Annotated in this window: 16 protein-coding genes; 8 read left to right on the forward strand and 8 right to left on the reverse strand. The window is 66.6% G+C overall.

Going from position 1 to position 15,400, the window contains the following annotated elements; all coding sequences use genetic code 11:
* Positions 1 to 2 precede the first annotated feature (2 nt).
* The 5 genes from DK847_RS03570 (at position 3) to DK847_RS03590 (ending at position 4,354) form a co-directional block, all read left to right on the forward strand.
* Entirely contained in the window at positions 3 to 914 is a 912-nt protein-coding gene (locus tag DK847_RS03570) for an SMP-30/gluconolactonase/LRE family protein (protein WP_111196209.1), read from the forward strand.
* 47 nt (positions 915 to 961) lie between these two features.
* Positions 962 to 1,963, forward strand: a complete 1,002-nt coding sequence (gene araD1 / locus DK847_RS03575) for an AraD1 family protein (RefSeq protein ID WP_111196210.1) — start codon at positions 962 to 964, stop codon at positions 1,961 to 1,963.
* A gap of 131 nt (positions 1,964 to 2,094) precedes the next feature.
* Complete coding sequence (locus tag DK847_RS03580) at positions 2,095 to 2,985, forward strand: 2-dehydro-3-deoxygalactonokinase (protein ID WP_161957137.1); 891 nt, start codon at positions 2,095 to 2,097, stop codon at positions 2,983 to 2,985.
* The gene (locus DK847_RS03585) at positions 2,982 to 3,614 is read left to right on the forward strand and encodes a 2-dehydro-3-deoxy-6-phosphogalactonate aldolase (RefSeq protein ID WP_111196212.1); all 633 of its coding nucleotides are present in this window, start codon (positions 2,982 to 2,984) and stop codon (positions 3,612 to 3,614) included. Before DK847_RS03580 ends, DK847_RS03585 begins: the two co-directional genes overlap by 4 nt.
* Positions 3,614 to 4,354 (forward strand): SDR family oxidoreductase, encoded by a 741-nt coding sequence (locus DK847_RS03590; RefSeq protein WP_111196213.1) that lies wholly within the window; start codon positions 3,614 to 3,616, stop codon positions 4,352 to 4,354. The genes DK847_RS03585 and DK847_RS03590 overlap by 1 nt, the downstream gene beginning before the upstream one ends.
* A gap of 49 nt (positions 4,355 to 4,403) precedes the next feature.
* Here DK847_RS03590 and DK847_RS03595 read toward each other — a convergent pair whose 3' ends face one another.
* The 4 genes from DK847_RS03595 to DK847_RS03610 are packed head-to-tail and all read right to left on the reverse strand — an operon-like array spanning position 4,404 to position 6,714.
* Positions 4,404 to 4,841 carry a DUF1178 family protein gene (locus DK847_RS03595; protein WP_111196214.1) on the reverse strand — a complete coding sequence of 146 codons (438 nt, stop codon included), beginning with the start codon at positions 4,839 to 4,841 and terminating at the stop codon, positions 4,404 to 4,406.
* Positions 4,838 to 5,692, reverse strand: coding sequence for a carbon-nitrogen hydrolase family protein (locus DK847_RS03600; RefSeq protein ID WP_280956371.1), 855 nt, complete (start codon positions 5,690 to 5,692; stop codon positions 4,838 to 4,840). Before DK847_RS03600 ends, DK847_RS03595 begins: the two co-directional genes overlap by 4 nt.
* Positions 5,689 to 5,946 (reverse strand): glutaredoxin 3, encoded by a 258-nt coding sequence (gene grxC / locus DK847_RS03605; RefSeq protein ID WP_111196215.1) that lies wholly within the window; start codon positions 5,944 to 5,946, stop codon positions 5,689 to 5,691. Before grxC ends, DK847_RS03600 begins: the two co-directional genes overlap by 4 nt.
* Positions 5,947 to 5,952: 6 nt before the next feature.
* A complete protein-coding gene (locus DK847_RS03610; protein WP_111196216.1) occupies positions 5,953 to 6,714 on the reverse strand; it encodes a ComF family protein in 762 nt (253 codons plus the stop codon).
* A gap of 88 nt (positions 6,715 to 6,802) precedes the next feature.
* Between DK847_RS03610 and DK847_RS03615 the strand changes: the two genes are divergently transcribed.
* Together DK847_RS03615 and DK847_RS03620 are read left to right on the forward strand one after the other, a co-directional pair.
* A complete protein-coding gene (locus DK847_RS03615) occupies positions 6,803 to 7,627 on the forward strand; it encodes an inositol monophosphatase family protein (RefSeq protein ID WP_111196217.1) in 825 nt (274 codons plus the stop codon).
* Positions 7,627 to 8,469, forward strand: a complete 843-nt coding sequence (locus tag DK847_RS03620) for a methyltransferase domain-containing protein (protein WP_111196218.1) — start codon at positions 7,627 to 7,629, stop codon at positions 8,467 to 8,469. Before DK847_RS03615 ends, DK847_RS03620 begins: the two co-directional genes overlap by 1 nt.
* A gap of 98 nt (positions 8,470 to 8,567) precedes the next feature.
* On the opposite strand, the gene mutT is transcribed toward DK847_RS03620, so the two are convergent.
* From mutT to DK847_RS03635, 3 genes are read right to left on the reverse strand one after another with little or no spacing between them, the layout of a single operon-like run.
* Positions 8,568 to 8,966 (reverse strand): 8-oxo-dGTP diphosphatase MutT, encoded by a 399-nt coding sequence (gene mutT, locus DK847_RS03625; protein ID WP_111196219.1) that lies wholly within the window; start codon positions 8,964 to 8,966, stop codon positions 8,568 to 8,570.
* Between the two features lie 4 nt (positions 8,967 to 8,970).
* On the reverse strand, positions 8,971 to 10,212 hold the full coding sequence (argJ, locus tag DK847_RS03630) for a bifunctional glutamate N-acetyltransferase/amino-acid acetyltransferase ArgJ (protein WP_111196220.1): 1,242 nt from the start codon (positions 10,210 to 10,212) through the stop codon (positions 8,971 to 8,973).
* A gap of 41 nt (positions 10,213 to 10,253) precedes the next feature.
* Positions 10,254 to 11,225 carry a peptidylprolyl isomerase gene (locus tag DK847_RS03635; RefSeq protein WP_161957138.1) on the reverse strand — a complete coding sequence of 324 codons (972 nt, stop codon included), beginning with the start codon at positions 11,223 to 11,225 and terminating at the stop codon, positions 10,254 to 10,256.
* Positions 11,226 to 11,589: 364 nt separating this feature from the next.
* On the opposite strand from DK847_RS03635, the gene secA reads away from it, so the two are divergent.
* Positions 11,590 to 14,310 (forward strand): preprotein translocase subunit SecA, encoded by a 2,721-nt coding sequence (gene secA / locus DK847_RS03640; RefSeq protein ID WP_111196222.1) that lies wholly within the window; start codon positions 11,590 to 11,592, stop codon positions 14,308 to 14,310.
* Between the two features lie 45 nt (positions 14,311 to 14,355).
* Here the strand turns inward: secA and DK847_RS03645 are convergent, their stop codons facing one another.
* Entirely contained in the window at positions 14,356 to 15,225 is an 870-nt protein-coding gene (locus DK847_RS03645; RefSeq protein WP_111196223.1) for a CPBP family intramembrane glutamic endopeptidase, read from the reverse strand.
* Positions 15,226 to 15,400: the final 175 nt, after the last annotated feature.

Raw genomic sequence — 15,400 nt, forward strand, 5'->3', positions numbered from 1 at the left:
ACATGAAAATCACCGAGATTCCCGTCACCTGCCTGGTCGAGGCGCAGGACAAGCTGGGCGAAGGCTGCTTCTGGGATGCGGCCACGCAGACGCTGTGGTGGCTCGACATCATCGAACCCTCGGCCATCCACCGCCTTCACGTGGCAAGCGGCGCGCACCGCAAGTGGCAGTTCACCGAGAAGGTGACGGCCATGGCCAAGCGCAATGACGGCACGGTGCTGGTGGGAACGCATACCGGCCTGTCGATCTTCAATCCCGAGACCGGTGCGCTGTCGCCCTGGCGCAAGATCGACCCGGAGACCCCCGGCAACCGCGGCAATGACGGGGCCTGCGATGCGCGGGGCCGCTTCTGGTTCGGCACCATGATGAACAATATCGGACCCCGCGGCGAAGACTTGCCGATCACCGCCTCGACCGGCAAGCTGTTCCGCATCGGCCCGACGGGCGAGATCGCGGTGATGGAGACGGGCATTGGCGTTTCCAACGGCCCCTGCTGGTCGCCCGACGGGAAGACCTTCTACTTCTCGGATTCGATGGCGCAGATCATCTATGCCTATGACTTCGATGCGGAGGCAGGCACCATCTCCAACCGCCGCGTGCTGAACGACACGAAGGACTATGGCTACCCGGATGGTGCCACGGTCGATGCCCAGGGCTTCATCTGGTCGGCCCGCTGGGAAGGCTCTTGCGTGCTCAGGATCGACCCCAGGGGCCGCATCGACCGCGTGGTGCCGATGCCGGCGAAGCGCGTGACCAATGTCTGCTTCGGCGGGCCGAAGCTCGACACGCTCTATGCCACCTCCTCGCGCCAGGGCCTGCCGGAGGCCGAGCTGCAGGACCGGCCGCTGAGCGGCGGGCTGTTCTGCTTCGACCCGCAGGTCACCGGCTTCGAAAAACCCGCTTTCGCGGGCTGAGCGGACGGGTTATTCATCATACAAATGCAGTGTTGGGAGATGCCGCGATGAACCTCGTCCAGATCAAAGACCACCTGAAGGGCAAGCGCCGCGTGGGCCTGGTGGCGGCCGACAGGATCGTGCTGCTGAAGAAAGCGGCGACCACGCTGGACCTCGCCCGCATGGCGCTGAGGGAGGGCGTGAAGCTCTCCGCCATGGCCTCCTCGCTCGCCACATCCGCCACCGAGGACTATGCGGCGGCGCTGAAGGAGAAGCGGGTGCTCACCCCCGTCGACCATCCAGACCCCGCCCACTGCATCATCACCGGCACGGGCCTCACGCATCTGGGCTCGGCGGCCGCGCGCGACGGCATGCACAAGAAGCTCTCGGGTGCCAAGGAAGAACTCACCGACAGCCTGAAGATGTTCAAGATGGGCCTCGAAGGCGGCAAGCCCAAGTCGAAGTCGGAAGCCGGTGTCCAGCCCGAATGGTTCTACAAGGGCGACGGCTCGTGGCTCGTCGGGCCCGGCCAGCCGCTGCCGCTTCCCGCCTTCGCCAAGGATGGCGGCGAGGAGCCGGAGCTGGCGGGCCTCTATCTGATCGACGACAAGGGCCGCCCCGTCCGCCTCGGCTTCGCGCTGGGGAACGAGTATTCGGACCACGTCACGGAGCGGCAGAACTATCTCTACCTCGCCCATTCGAAGCTGCGGCACTCGTCCATCGGGCCTGAGATGGTGGTGGGCAACGTGCCCGCCTCGATCGAAGGCATGAGCCGCATCCTGCGCGGTGGCAAGGTCATCTGGGAGAAGCCCTTCCTCACCGGCGAGGCCAACATGAGCCACACGCTGGCGAACCTCGAATACCACCACTTCAAGTATGACGGCTTCCGCCGCCCGGGCGACCTGCACATCCATTATTTCGGCACCGCCACCCTGTCGATCGCCGACAATGTGAAGACCGAGGATGGCGACGTCTTCGAAATCACCGCCGCCCCCTTTGGCGCGCCGCTCCGCAACCCGCTGAAGGCGGTGAAGGCCGCCCACAAGCCGGGCAGCGTGAAGTCGCTGTGATGTGTTTCGCTGCCTCCACACGTGGCGTCACCCCGGCGAAGGCCGGGGTCCCGCTTCCATGTGTGGCACATGCGGACGCAAAGCTGGATCCCGGCCTTCGCCGGGATGACGGCATTTAGGGAGTGGGCAACGTGACCGGTTTCATCGCCCTCGACTGGGGCACCACCTCATTCCGCGCCTATCGCGTGGCGGCGGACGGTCGCGTGATCGAGACCATCTCCGCCCCCGAGGGCATCCTCGCAGTGAAGGGCGGTGGTTTCGAGGCCGCTCTGGAGAAGCAGATCGGCGCCTGGGACGTGACCCTGCCGGTGATGGCCGCGGGCATGATCACCTCGCGCCAGGGCTGGATCGAATTGCCCTATCTCCCCTGCCCTGCCAGTGCGGCGGACCTGGCGCAGGCGCTGCACCATCACACCACCGCGTCGGGCCGCCGCATCGCCTTCGCCACCGGCCTCAGCTACCGCGCGCCCGACGGCATGCCGGACGTGATGCGGTCGGAGGAGGTGCAGGTCTTCGGCTCGCTCGATCTTGGTGTGAAGCATTTCGTCACACCCGGCACGCATTCGAAATGGATCACCACGGAGGGCGACCGGCTGCTGCGCTATGCGACCTATGTGACGGGCGAGGTCTTCGCCGCGCTGAAGGACCATACGATCCTCGGCCGCCTGATGAAGCCGGGGCCTGATGACGAGGAGGCCTTCGCCATGGGCGTGCGCGCCGCGCTTGAGGATCCCGCCGGCTTCCTGCACCGCATCTTCTCCGCGCGCTCGCTGGGGCTGTTCGGCGAACTCGCACCCGAGGCCATCTCCTCCTATCTCTCGGGCCAGGTGATCGGCAGCGAGGTGGCCCATGCCATCCGCGACAATCCGCGCGACGCGGAATATGCCGTTCTGGCCTCGCCCGGAATCGGCGGGCGCTATGTGAAGGCGATCGAGATCGCGGGGCTGAAGGTGCGCTATGGCGACCCGCAGGCCATCGTGAAGGGGCTGGCGATCATCGCAGGAAAGGCCGGGATCATATGATCAGTTTCGAAGAGGCCGCAGAGCACTGCGGCATCGTCGCCATCATCCGCGGCGTGACGCTGGACGAGGTGGCGGGTGTCGGCGACGCGCTTTACGAGGCCGGGATCCGCATCGTCGAGGTGCCGATCAATTCGCCCGAGCCCTTCCGCTCCATCGCGGCGCTGGCCGCGCGCTTCCAGGGCCGCATGGTGGTGGGGGCCGGCACGGTGCTCGACATCGACAGCGTCGACCGCGTGAAGTCGGCGGGCGGACAGATTTCGGTGTCGCCCGACTGCAACCCGCAGGTCATCGCGCGCGCCGTGGAGCGGGGCATGGTGCCGCTGCCGGGCGTGTTCACGCCGACGGAGGCCTTCACCGCGGTGCGCGCCGGAGCAAGGCACCTGAAGCTGTTCCCGGCGGAGGCCGCGAGCCCCAAGACGGTGAAGGCCTGGAAGGCGGTGCTGCCGCGCGACGTGAAGGTCTATGCGGTGGGTGGCGTCACGCCCGCCAACATGAAGGACTGGGCCGATGCGGGCTGTGCGGGCTTCGGCATCGGCTCCAACATTTACAAGCCGGGCCTGAGCCCGCAGGATGTGGGCAGGGCCGCGCGTGATTTCGTGGCGGCGTGGAAGGACCTGAGGGGGAATTGATGAAGGTTGCGATGGTGACGGGTGCCGGTTCGGGGATCGGCAAGGCGGTGGCGCTGGCCTTCGCCAAGGAGGGTTACCACGTGGTGCTGGCCGGCCGCCGTGCCGACCTGCTGAATGCCGTGGCCAGGGAGATTGGCGACACGGCGCTGGCGGTGCCGACCGACGTCTCCGATCCGAGATCCGTGAAGGCGCTCTTCGCGGCGGCGAAGGCGAAGTTCGGGCGGCTCGATGTTCTGTTCAACAATGCCGGCACCGGTGCGCCGGGCACCATCCTGCTCGAGGACCTGTCGATCGAGATGTGGCAGAACGTGGTGAACGTCAATCTTTCGGGCGTCTTCTACTGCATGCAGGAGGCCTTCCGCATGATGAAGGAGCAGAGCCCGCGCGGTGGCCGCATCATCAACAACGGCTCGATCTCGGCCCATGCGCCGAGGCCCAACTCCGCGCCCTATACGTCTACCAAGCATGCGGTGACGGGCCTCACCAAGGCGGGCTCGCTCGACGGGCGCAAGTATGACATTGCGGTCTGCCAGATCGACATCGGCAATGCCGGCACCGAGATGACCGAGAAGATGAAGACCGGCATGCCCCAGGCCAACGGCACCATGGCGCCGGAACCGACCATGGACGTCGCCAATGTCGCGAAAACGGTGATGTACATGGCGTCATTGCCGCTCGAGGCCAATGCGCAGTTCGTGACGGTGATGGCGACGAAGATGCCCTATATCGGGCGGGGGTAAGCAAGGAAAGCTGGATCCCGGCCTTCGCCGGGATGACGCCCGTTGGGCGTCAGTTCCCGTCCTCCGGCAAACGCGGCAGCGGGTGCACGGCGATGCCTTCCTCGATCAGCGCCTTGGCCTCGTCGGGCGAGGTGTTGCCGTAGATGCCGCGCGCATCGCTTTCCTCGTAGTGGATCTTGCGGGCTTCCTCGGCGAAGCGGTCGCCGACATATTCCGCGTTCTCTTCCACATGCCGGCGCATCTCGCGCATCATGGTCATGAGTTCGGCGAGCCGCGGATCGGCGGGAGCGGCCACCATCTTCTGGTCGCTCTTGCGGTTGGACTTCACCGGGATGCCAGGCGCCATCAGCTGCTTCTCGACCTTGGTCGAGCCGCACTGGGTGCAGGTGACGAGGCCCCGGCCCGCCTGTTCGTCATAGGCGGCGCTGTTGCGGAACCAGCCGTCGAAGGCATGGCCCTTGTCGCATATGAGGTCGTAATGGATCATGGCGATGAGGTAACGATTACGCAGTCCGGTTTCAAGACCGTTAAGTCGATGGGCCGGTCGTGGCGCAGCGCCGGGATGCGGGCACGCGCGAGGTCCGCCTGCGCGAGATCAAGGTCGGCAATCACGATGCCGGGCTCGGTTCCGGCCTCCGCCAGCACCTCGCCCCAGGGCGAGACGATGAGCGAGTGGCCATAGGTCTCGCGGCCCGACTCGTGTTTCCCGCCCTGTGCCGCCGCCAGCACGAAGCTCCCAGTCTCGATGGCGCGCGCGCGGAGCAGCACGTGCCAGTGCGCCTGGCCCGTGGGCACGGTGAAGGCGGAGGGCACGGTGAAGAGCTTCGCCCCCGCCTGCGCCAGCGCGCGGTAGAGATGGGGAAAGCGCATGTCGTAGCAGATGGTGAGGCCGATGGCGCCGAGCGGCGTGTCCGCCAGCACGGCGTGCGCACCCCCTTCATAGGCATGCGACTCGCGCAAGGATTCGCCCGTCGGCAGGTCGACGTCGAACAGATGGATCTTGTCGTAGCGCGCCGCGATGAGGCCATCGGGAGCAAAGAGCAGCGAGCGGTTGATGAGTTTCTCGCCGTCGCCCTTCAGCGCCAGCGAACCGATGTTGAGCCAGAGCCCGAGTTCCGCCGCGAGGGCGGAAAAGGCGGCGACACTCGCGTCCTCCGCTTCCGGCCGCGCCAGCGCGCGCAGGCGCGGCCGGTCCGGTTCCAGGATGTTGGTCATCTCCGGCGTCGAGATGAAATTCGCACCCTGGCCCGCCGCCTCGCGGATCAGCGCGGAGGCCGCGGCGACATTGCGCGCCATGTCGGTCCCGGAGCGCAGCTGGATCAGGGCAGCGCGGATCACTGCGCGTTCAGGAGCGGGTCCAGCTGGCCGCGCCGGTCGAGCTCATGGATGTCGTCGGAGCCACCGACATGGGTCTCGCCGATGAAGATCTGCGGCACGGTGTGGCGGCCATTGGCGCGCAGCATCATCTGCTGGCGCAGCGACCGGTCCTGCACGTCGATCTCATCGAAACTGACACCCTTCTTCTTCAACAGCGCCTTGGCGGCGTGGCAGTAGGGGCAATAGGGCGTGGTGTAGATCGTGACTTTCTGCATGATGCCTCAAATATGAGGCTTCGCCGGGAGCTGGACAAGGGCGAAGGTCAGCAGGCTGACACGGGCCGCGCCGGCCTTCTTCAGGGCCAGCGCGCAGGCCTCGGCAGTGGCGCCGGTCGTCCGCACGTCATCGACCAGCAGCACGGATTTCCCGGCCACTGCGGCGAGCCTGTCAGGCCTCACGGCAAAGGCGTTGCGGACGTTCCTGCGCCGCGCTTCCTCGTCCAGCCCCACCTGGGCGCGGGTGGCACGGGCCCTCATGAGCACGTCGTGCCGCCAGGGCGTGCCGCCGGCGAGGGAAATCTGCTGGGCGAGAAAGGCGGACTGGTTGAAGCGCCGGCGCCACAGGCGCCAGCGGTGCAGCGGCACGGGCAGGATCACGTCCGCCCCGGAGATCAGCCGGCGCCCGGCCCGTGCCATCATCCGCGCCATGAGCAGTCCGGCCTCCGGCCGATCGCGGTATTTCAGCGCGTGGACCAGTCTTGCGGCCTCGTCGTCGAACAGTGCGGCGGCCCGGGAACGATCCCAGGCGGGCGGATCGGCGAGTGCCGCGGCAGAGAGCGCCCCCTCGCCCTGGTCATAGGCGAAGGGGGTTCCCAGCGCGTCGCAGACCGGCTCCTCGATCAGCCTGAGCTTGCCCCAGCAGGCCACGCAGAGGCTTGCCGGTTCGCCCACCGCCACGCCGCAGGACAGGCACAGGCTGGGTGTGACGAAGTCCAGCACACCGCGCCAGAGGCGGGCCGGGACAGTGCTCAAGGTGAAAATCATGACCCATCGTAACATGGGACGCGGCAACCGTGGATTCCCTTGCGCGATTGGTCTAACAGCGGCGCGAGCCAACCCGGAGCCTGCCCCGATGTCATTTTCCCGCGCCGATCTCGACCGCCTCGCCGCCATCCTGGCGGAGGCTGCCGATGCCGAAATCATGCCGCGCTTCCGGAGCCTCGAGGATGGCGGCATCCGCGAGAAGACCGGTGCCCTCGACCTCGTCACCGATGCCGACGAGCAGGGCGAATGGCGCATCCGCGACCTCTGCGCCAAGGCCTTTCCCACTGCGCTCTTCGTGGGCGAGGAATCGGTTGCACGCGACAAGGGCCTGCTCGACAGGATCGGTGGCGCCGACCTTTGCATCATCGTCGACCCGATCGACGGTACCTCCAACTTCGCCTGGGGCCTGCCGCTGTTCGGCGTGATGGCCGCCGTGGTGGCGAAGGGCGAGACGGTGGCCGGGCTGATCTATGACCCCGTGGGCCGTGACTGGCGCAAGGGCCTGAAGGGCACCGGCGCCTGGGCCGAGAGCGCCACCGGCCGCACGCGCGACCTCGCCGTGGCGAAGCCGGACGTTCTTTCCGAAATGACCGGCCTCACCTCCTGGTACCTGATGCCGGAGCCGCAGCGGTCCCGCACGGTCGCCAATCTCACCAAGACCAAGGCGAGCTTCAACTATCGCTGTGCCGCCTATGAGTATCGCCTGATCGCCGACGGCCTCGTGCACTTCTCGCTGCATTACAAGCTGATGCCCTGGGACCATGCGGCGGGCGTGCTGATCCATGCCGAAGCGGGCGGCTTCTCGGCGCTGCTCGATGGCAGGCCCTATGATGCGATGACACACGAGGGCGGCATCATCTCCGCTCCCGACCGCGCCACCTACGATCTCATCCGTCGGGAACTGGTGGGCTGATGGCGGGTGCCCCTCCCCTCTTCGACCGTGCGCTCGCCGCTGCGCGCGCGGTACGCCGGCGCGGCGCGGAGCCCAGCATCCTGACCCGCACCATCGCGGAGGAGCTGGTGGAGCGCCTCGCCTTCGTCAACCGCCGCTTCGCGCATGTGCTGCTCATCGCTTCGGAGCCCGAAGCCATCGCGGCCCGGTTGAAGGAAGGCGGGCAGGTGAAGGAGGTGGAGACCAGGACTCCTTCCGCCACTGACGACCTTGGCCTGCCGCAGCAACGTTACGACGCCGTCTTCAGCGTGCTCGACCTCCAGACCTTCAACGACGTGCCGGGCGCGCTGATCCAGATGCGCCGTGCGCTGAAGCCCGACGGGCTGCTTCTCGCCTGCCTCTTCGCCGGCGATACCCTCACCGAACTGCGCCAGTCCTGGCTTGCCGCAGAAGCCGCGATGTCGGGTGGTGTTTCGCCGCGCGTCGCCCCGATGATCGACGTGCGTGAACTCGGCGCACTGCTGCAGCGCGCCGGCCTCGCCCTCCCCGTCGCCGACCTCGACCGCACCATGGTGCGCTATGCCGATGCAATCGCGCTGATCCACGAGATCCGCGAGCTTGGCCTCTCCAACAATCTCGCCGGCCGCTCGAAACTGCCGGTGAGCCGCAGGCTGTTGGGGGCCGCCGTCAACCACTACCAGCAGAATTTCACCGACCCCGATGGCCGCGTGCGCGCCACCATCGAAATCGCCTGGCTGACCGGCTGGGCCCCGCATGACAGCCAGCAGCAGCCGCTGAAGCCGGGAAGCGCCAAGGCGCGGCTGGCGGATGCGCTGAGGGTGGACGAGAAGAAGCTGCCCTGACTTCCGTCCTCCCGGCGAAAGCCGGGACCCCGCTTTCTTTCCGGGTGTGCTGACGCAAAGCTGGGTCCCGGCCTTCGCCGGGGTGACGAGCTTCATGTTCAGAGCAAATCCACCAGGTGCGGGATCAGCGGGATATCCGCCGGTGGCATGGGATAGTCCTTCAGCTTCAGCGGCCTGACCCAGGCGATGGCCTGGCCCTCGGCCCCCACCACCTGGCCCTTCCAGCGGCGGCAGACATAAAGCGGCATCAGGAGATGGAAGTCCTCGTAGGCGTGGCTGGCGAAGGTGAGGGGTGCCAGGCAGGATTCAGCCACGTCGATGCCGAGCTCTTCCTTCAGTTCACGGATCAATGCCGCTTCGGGGCGCTCGCCCGCCTCCACCTTGCCGCCCGGGAACTCCCACAGGCCGCCGAGCTGCTTGTCCATCGGGCGCTGGGAGAGCAGCACGCGGCCGTCCTTGTCGACCAGCGCGACGGCGGCGACAAGGACGATCTTCATGGGTCTAGCTGCGGTAGGAGCCGTTGATGTCGATGTAGGCGTGGGTGAGGTCGCAGGTCCACACCCGGGCCTTGCCCTTGGCAACACCCACATCCGCCTCGATCACGATATGGCGGCCCTTCATGTGCGGCATGATCTCGGCTTCCTTGTAGGCGGGGTCGCGCATGCCGTTCCTGGCGACCGTGATGCCGCCGATCCTGATCTTCAGCTTGTCGCGGATCGCCTTCTCGCCGGCCTTGCCGATGGCCATGACGACGCGGCCCCAGTTGGCGTCCTCGCCGGCCACCGCGGTCTTCACCAGCGGCGAATTGGCAATCGACATGGCGATCCTGTGCGCGGCCTTGTCGTCCTCGGCACCGGTGATGGCGATCTCGATGAACTTCTCCGCCCCTTCGCCATCCTTCGCCACCTGGTGCGCGAGGTCCATGCACAGGCCGTTGAGCGCCTTGGCGAAGCCCTTGAGCTCGTCGCCATCGGCCTTCAGGCCCTTGGTGGAATTGCCGGCCGCACCCGTGGCGAAGAGCAGCACGGTGTCCGAGGTCGAGGTATCGCCGTCGACGGTGATGCAGTTGAAGCTCTTGCCCACCGCCTTCGACAACAGCTTCTGCAGCGCTTTCGCGGGGATGGCGGCATCGGTGAAGAGGAAGACCAGCATGGTCGCCATGTCCGGCGCGATCATGCCCGAACCCTTGGCGATGCCGTTGATGGTGACCGTCCTGCCGCCGAGCTTCACCCTGGCGGTGGCCGCCTTGGGGAAGGTGTCGGTGGTCATGATGGCCCGGGCCGCCATGGCCCACTGGTCCGGCTTCGCCTGTTGGGCGAGCTGCGGCAGGGCATTGGTGATGAAGGAGGGGTCCAGCGGCTCGCCGATGACACCGGTCGAGGCCTGGAAGATTTCGTGCGGCTTGCAGCCCAGCTGCTTCGCGGCCGCCTTGGCCACGGCGGTGACGGTGGCCACACCGGCCTTGCCGGTGAAGGCATTGGCATTGCCGGCATTGATGACGACGGCGCGGGCCGTGCCGCCCTCGAGGCTGTCGACGCACCAGTCCACCGGCGCGGAGCGCGACTTGGAGCGGGTGAAGGCACCGGCCACCGTTGTGCCGGCCGGCATGACGGCGAGCAGCACGTCAGGCCGGTTCTTGTAGCGGATGCCGGTTTCGGCGGCCGCCAGCGTCACGCCCGAAATGGGCGGCAGCTCCGGGAAGGCCGCCGGTGCCAGCGGAGAGACCTGGTGTTGTTGCGCCATGGCGAGCCCCCCTCAGAACTGCACGGTTATGGTGTCGGGTCTTACTGGGCCGGAAGCTGCAGGTCGCCCTTGCCGGAGGCATCGCCGCCGGTCGCATCCTCGCCGGCGGCCGGAGCCGCGGCGCCGCCGGACTGGTCCAGTACCTTCTGCTTGGTTTCCTGGTAGTTCTTGGCGGCCTTGGCGGCCTCCTCGGCATATTTCTTCAGGTCGTCGTCGAGGATCTCGACCTTCGAGGCCTCGCGGATCTTGCTCATCACCTCGCCGACCTTCTGGCGCAGCAGCACGTTGCGGATGGCCTGCTTCACCTGGTCATAGGGCTGGGCGGCGCCCTGCTTCCTGTCCTCGAGGCGGATGATGTGCCAGCCGAAATCGGTCTTCACCGGCTGCGAGGTCTCGCCCACCTTGAGGGCGAAGGTCGCCTTGGAGAATTCGGGCACCATCTCGGCGGCGGTGAAATAGCCGAGGTCACCGCCATAGTCCTTCGAGCCGTCGAGGCTGTACTTCTTGGCCAGGTCCTCGAACTTCTGGCCATCGGCCAGCATCTTCTCGATGTCCTGGGCTTCCTTTTCGCTGGCGACGAGGATCATGCGGGCGCGCACGCGCTCCGTCTGCTGCAGCTTGGCGGCCTCTTCGTCATAGGCGGCGCGGATCATCTCCTCCGTCACCATCGGGCGGATCTTCTGGAAGAAATAGGCGTCGCGCAGCGCCTTGGCCTGGTACAGGGCAAGGCGGCGCTTGTATTCCTCGGTCTCGGCGATGCCTTCCTTAACGGCGTACTGGGCGAGCAGGTGGCGCTCGATCAGGTATTCCACCACGAAGGGGTAGCGCAGCTTCGGCGGCATGTCCGGCAGCTGGCCGATGATGTCGTCCGTCGCCATCTGGACTTCCGACACCCGAATCTCGTGGCCGTTGACGATGGCGATGACCTTGTCGTCCTTGGGCGCCACGTCCTCCTGCGCCCGGGCGGGCATGGCGAGGCTCAGGCCCAGCAGCGCGGTTGCCGCGCAAGACATTAGAAACTTTCGGGAAAACGACATTCAAGTCCACCGTTCAAGAGGCCATCGACCACCCCGGGTGCCATCGGCCGGGCGCTGCTCTTTGTCCCTCAAAGAAGGCAAGAATAAGCCCCCGTCCACGTCGGTCCGGGCCGTCGCAATTCGACCGCACATTGGTCGCGTTGCCACAGCCATGCAAGTGGGCGTGCCACAGATGAAACCCCTGTTGCGCCAATGCAACACATTGAAATTGCGGAGGCTTGGGCCCATGTGGCAGCCGGCGTGATTTTCCCCGCGGCGGCGCATTGCTCCGGCACGGCAACTTGACTAGAAAGCGCCTCGACACGGGGGCGGACGTCCCCCTCCTGAAGGATACGAATCAATGTTCGGATTGCGCGGCATCGCCGCTCGGATTTTCGGCTCCAGCAATGACCGCCAGATCGCCAAGTATCGCGGCCGGGTGGAGGCGATCAACGCCCTTGAACCGGAGTTGGCCGCGCTGTCGGACGACGAGCTCAGGGCGCGCACCGCCATGTTCAGGGAGCAGCTGGCCGGCGGCAAGGACCTCGACGACCTGCTGGTGCCCGCCTTCGCCACCGTGCGCGAGGCTGCCAAGCGCACCTTGGGCCAGCGCCACTTCGACGTGCAGCTCATCGGCGGCATGGTGCTGCACGAGGGCCGCATCGCCGAGATGAAGACGGGCGAAGGCAAGACGCTGGTCGCCACCCTGCCCGTCTACCTCAACGCGCTGACCGGCAAGGGCGTGCACGTCGTCACCGTCAACGACTATCTCGCCAAGCGCGACGCCGGCTGGATGAGCCAGATCTATGGCTTCCTCGGCCTGACCACGGGCGTGATCGTGCACGGCCTGTCCGACGAGGAGCGCCGCGACGCCTATGCCTCGGACGTGACCTATGCCACCAACAACGAGCTGGGCTTCGACTACCTGCGCGACAACATGAAGTACCACCTCGAGGAGATGGTGCAGCGCGGGCACAACTTCGCAATCGTCGACGAGGTCGACTCGATCCTCATCGACGAGGCCCGCACGCCGCTCATCATTTCAGGCCCCGTCGACGACAAGTCGGACCTCTACAATGCGGTGAACCAGTTCATCCCGGCGCTGACGCCCGAGGACTATGACCTCGACGAGAAGCAGCGCTCCGTCACCCTCACCGAGAAGGGCAACGAGCATCTCGAGCAGGTGCTCGGAGCGGCCGGGCTGCTGCGCGGCACCAACCTCTATGACGCCGAGAACGTCACCATCGTGCACCACGTGCAGCAGGCGCTGCGTGCCCACAAGCTGTTCCAGCGCGACAAGGACTATATCGTCAAGGACGGCCAGGTCGTCATCATCGACGAGTTCACCGGCCGCATGATGCCGGGCCGGCGCTATTCGGAAGGCCTGCACCAGGCGCTGGAGGCCAAGGAACACGTGGCGATCCAGCCCGAGAACGTGACGCTGGCCTCCATCACCTTCCAGAACTACTTCCGCCTCTACGCCAAGCTGGCCGGCATGACCGGCACGGCACTGACCGAGGCCGAGGAGTTCATGGACATCTATGGCCTCGAGGTGCTCGACATCCCCACCAACGTGCCGGTGGCCCGCAAGGACGAGGACGACCAGGTCTTCCGCACGGCGCGCGAGAAATACGAGGCGATCATCGACACCATCGCCGAGGCCCGCACCCGCGGCCAGCCGGTGCTGGTCGGCACCACCTCGATCGAGAAATCCGAAGTGCTGTCGGAGATGATGAAGGCCAAGGGCGTGCCGCACAGCGTGCTGAACGCCCGCTATCACGAGCAGGAAGCCGCGATCGTTGCCCAGGCCGGCGTGCCGGGTGCGGTCACCATCGCCACCAACATGGCCGGCCGCGGCACCGACATCAAGCTGGGCGGCAACCTCGACATGCGCGTTGCCATCGAACTCGCCGACATGCCGAAAGGCCCTGAACGCGATGAACGCATCGCCGCCATCCGCCAGGAGATCGAAGCCAACAAGCAGACGGTGCTGGACGCCGGCGGCCTGTTCGTCATCGGCACCGAGCGCCACGAAAGCCGCCGCATCGACAACCAGCTGCGCGGCCGCTCCGGCCGCCAGGGCGACCCCGGCCGCTCGCTGTTCTACCTCTCGCTGGAAGACGACCTGATGCGCATCTTCGGCTCCGAGCGGCTGAATTCGATGCTGACCATGTCGGGCCTCAAGGAGGGCGAGGCCATCGTCCACCCGTGGATCAACAAGGCGCTGGAAAAGGCGCAGCAGAAGGTCGAGGCCCGCAACTTCGACATCCGCAAGAACCTCCTCAAGTTCGACAACGTGATGAACGACCAGCGCAAGGTCATCTTCGACCAGCGCATCGGCATCATGAAGGGCGAGGAAGTCGCCGAGACCATCGACGACATGCGCCACCACACCATCGAGGACCTGGTCCACAAGCACATCCCGCCCAACACCTATGCCGAGCAGTGGGATGCCGCGGGCCTGCGCGAGCGCCTGCTCGAGGTCGTCGGCATCGACTTCCCGGTCGCCGACTGGACCAAGGAAGAAGGCATCGCCGAGGAGGAGATCCTCGAGCGCGTGACCAAGGCCGCCGACCAGCACTATGCCGAGAAGCGCGCCCGCTATGGCGAAGAGGTGATGGGCCAGGTCGAGAAGACCTTCCTGCTGCGCACGCTGGACCAGCTGTGGCGCGACCACATCATCACGGTGGAGCAGCTGCGCCAGGTCATCCACCTGCGCGGCTATGGCCAGCGCGACCCCCTCAACGAATACAAGACCGAAGGCTACAATCTCTTCGAGAACATGGTCGACCGCCTGCGCGAGAACGTCACCGCCCAGGTCATGCGCGTCGAGATCCAGATGCGCGATCCCTCCGAGCTGACGGAACTTCCCGACGCCGACGAACTGCCGGAGATGGTGGCCCACCACATCGACCCGGTGACGGGCGAGGACGAGCTCTCCCAGGCCGCGCTGACGCTGGCCCAGGGCCGGACCGGCATCGACCCCAACAACCCCAAGACCTGGGGCAAGGTCTCGCGCAACGACCCCTGCCCCTGCGGCTCGGGCAAGCGCTACAAGCACTGCCACGGGGCCTTCGTCTAAAGGCTGCGCTGCCGGGAAGAGCCGAGCCTGCCCGGCTCTTCCCGCTCACGCCTTGCGGTTCCACGGGGCCGGGACGAGATGGCCGCGGCGGATGGCGATTGCCAGCAGCAGCGCCCCGGTGATGGTGCAGAGCACGAGGGCAAACACCGACTGCTCCATGCCGAATGAGCCCCCGGTATAGAAGCGTGGCCCCTCGATCCGGACCTGCAACAGGCCGGGCAGCGCCACGCCGCCCGAGACGATGCCGGAGAACACGGCCGACTGCACGTAGTTCCACATCATGTGATAGCCGATGGCCAGCCACAGGCGGCGCGTGACCAGATAGGCGGCCGCCAGCAACAGGCCCGCCTCGATGGCGATATAGACCGCGCCGGCGATCGTGGCATCCGGGTTGAGCAGGTGGATGACGCCGAAGACCAGCGAGGAGACGATGATCGCGATCCAGCTGCCGCCCATCTGCTCGACGGACCTGAACAGCACGCCGCGAAACAGCAGCTCCTCGAAGACCGAGGACTTCACCGCCATCGCAATGGCCGGCACCATGTAGGACAGCGGATTGAAACCCTCGATCCGGTACATGCCGACTGCCATCAGCAGCAGCACGCAGGCGGTATAGAGCCCGACACCGAGCAGGCCGCCGACCGCCCACTCGCGGCCCGCGCCCGAGAGGGAGAGCTCGGACACCGCGCGGCGCTCGATCAGCCGTCCCCAGGCGGCATAGAGCGCCATCACCACCAGCGCCATGCCGAGCGCAATGGCAGTGCCGATCAGCGGATGGGCGCTGACCTCCTGAATGCGCCCCTCCGTCCAGGCCATCAGGTAGAACACGATCCCGCCCAGAATGACAATGCGGCTCACCGGCGCCTGCAGAAGGCGCAGCCAGAGCGGCTGGCGGGGCATTGCGTGTTGCATCATGGCGGCGGAAGCTCTCCTGATCAGGCAGCGGCGGGCCGGCGGGAGTTCGACACTTATACTCAACCGGAAATCGAGGCAATGCGGGTGGCGCGCCCCGATTTTCCTGCTCGGGCACTGGGCGTTGCGCCGGCCTGGGTGTTACACAGGGCCAAGCGGCCCTGCCGCGTGGGGAGTT

This window comes from Aestuariivirga litoralis (genome assembly GCF_003234965.1).
GTDB classification, from domain to species: domain Bacteria; phylum Pseudomonadota; class Alphaproteobacteria; order Rhizobiales; family Aestuariivirgaceae; genus Aestuariivirga; species Aestuariivirga litoralis.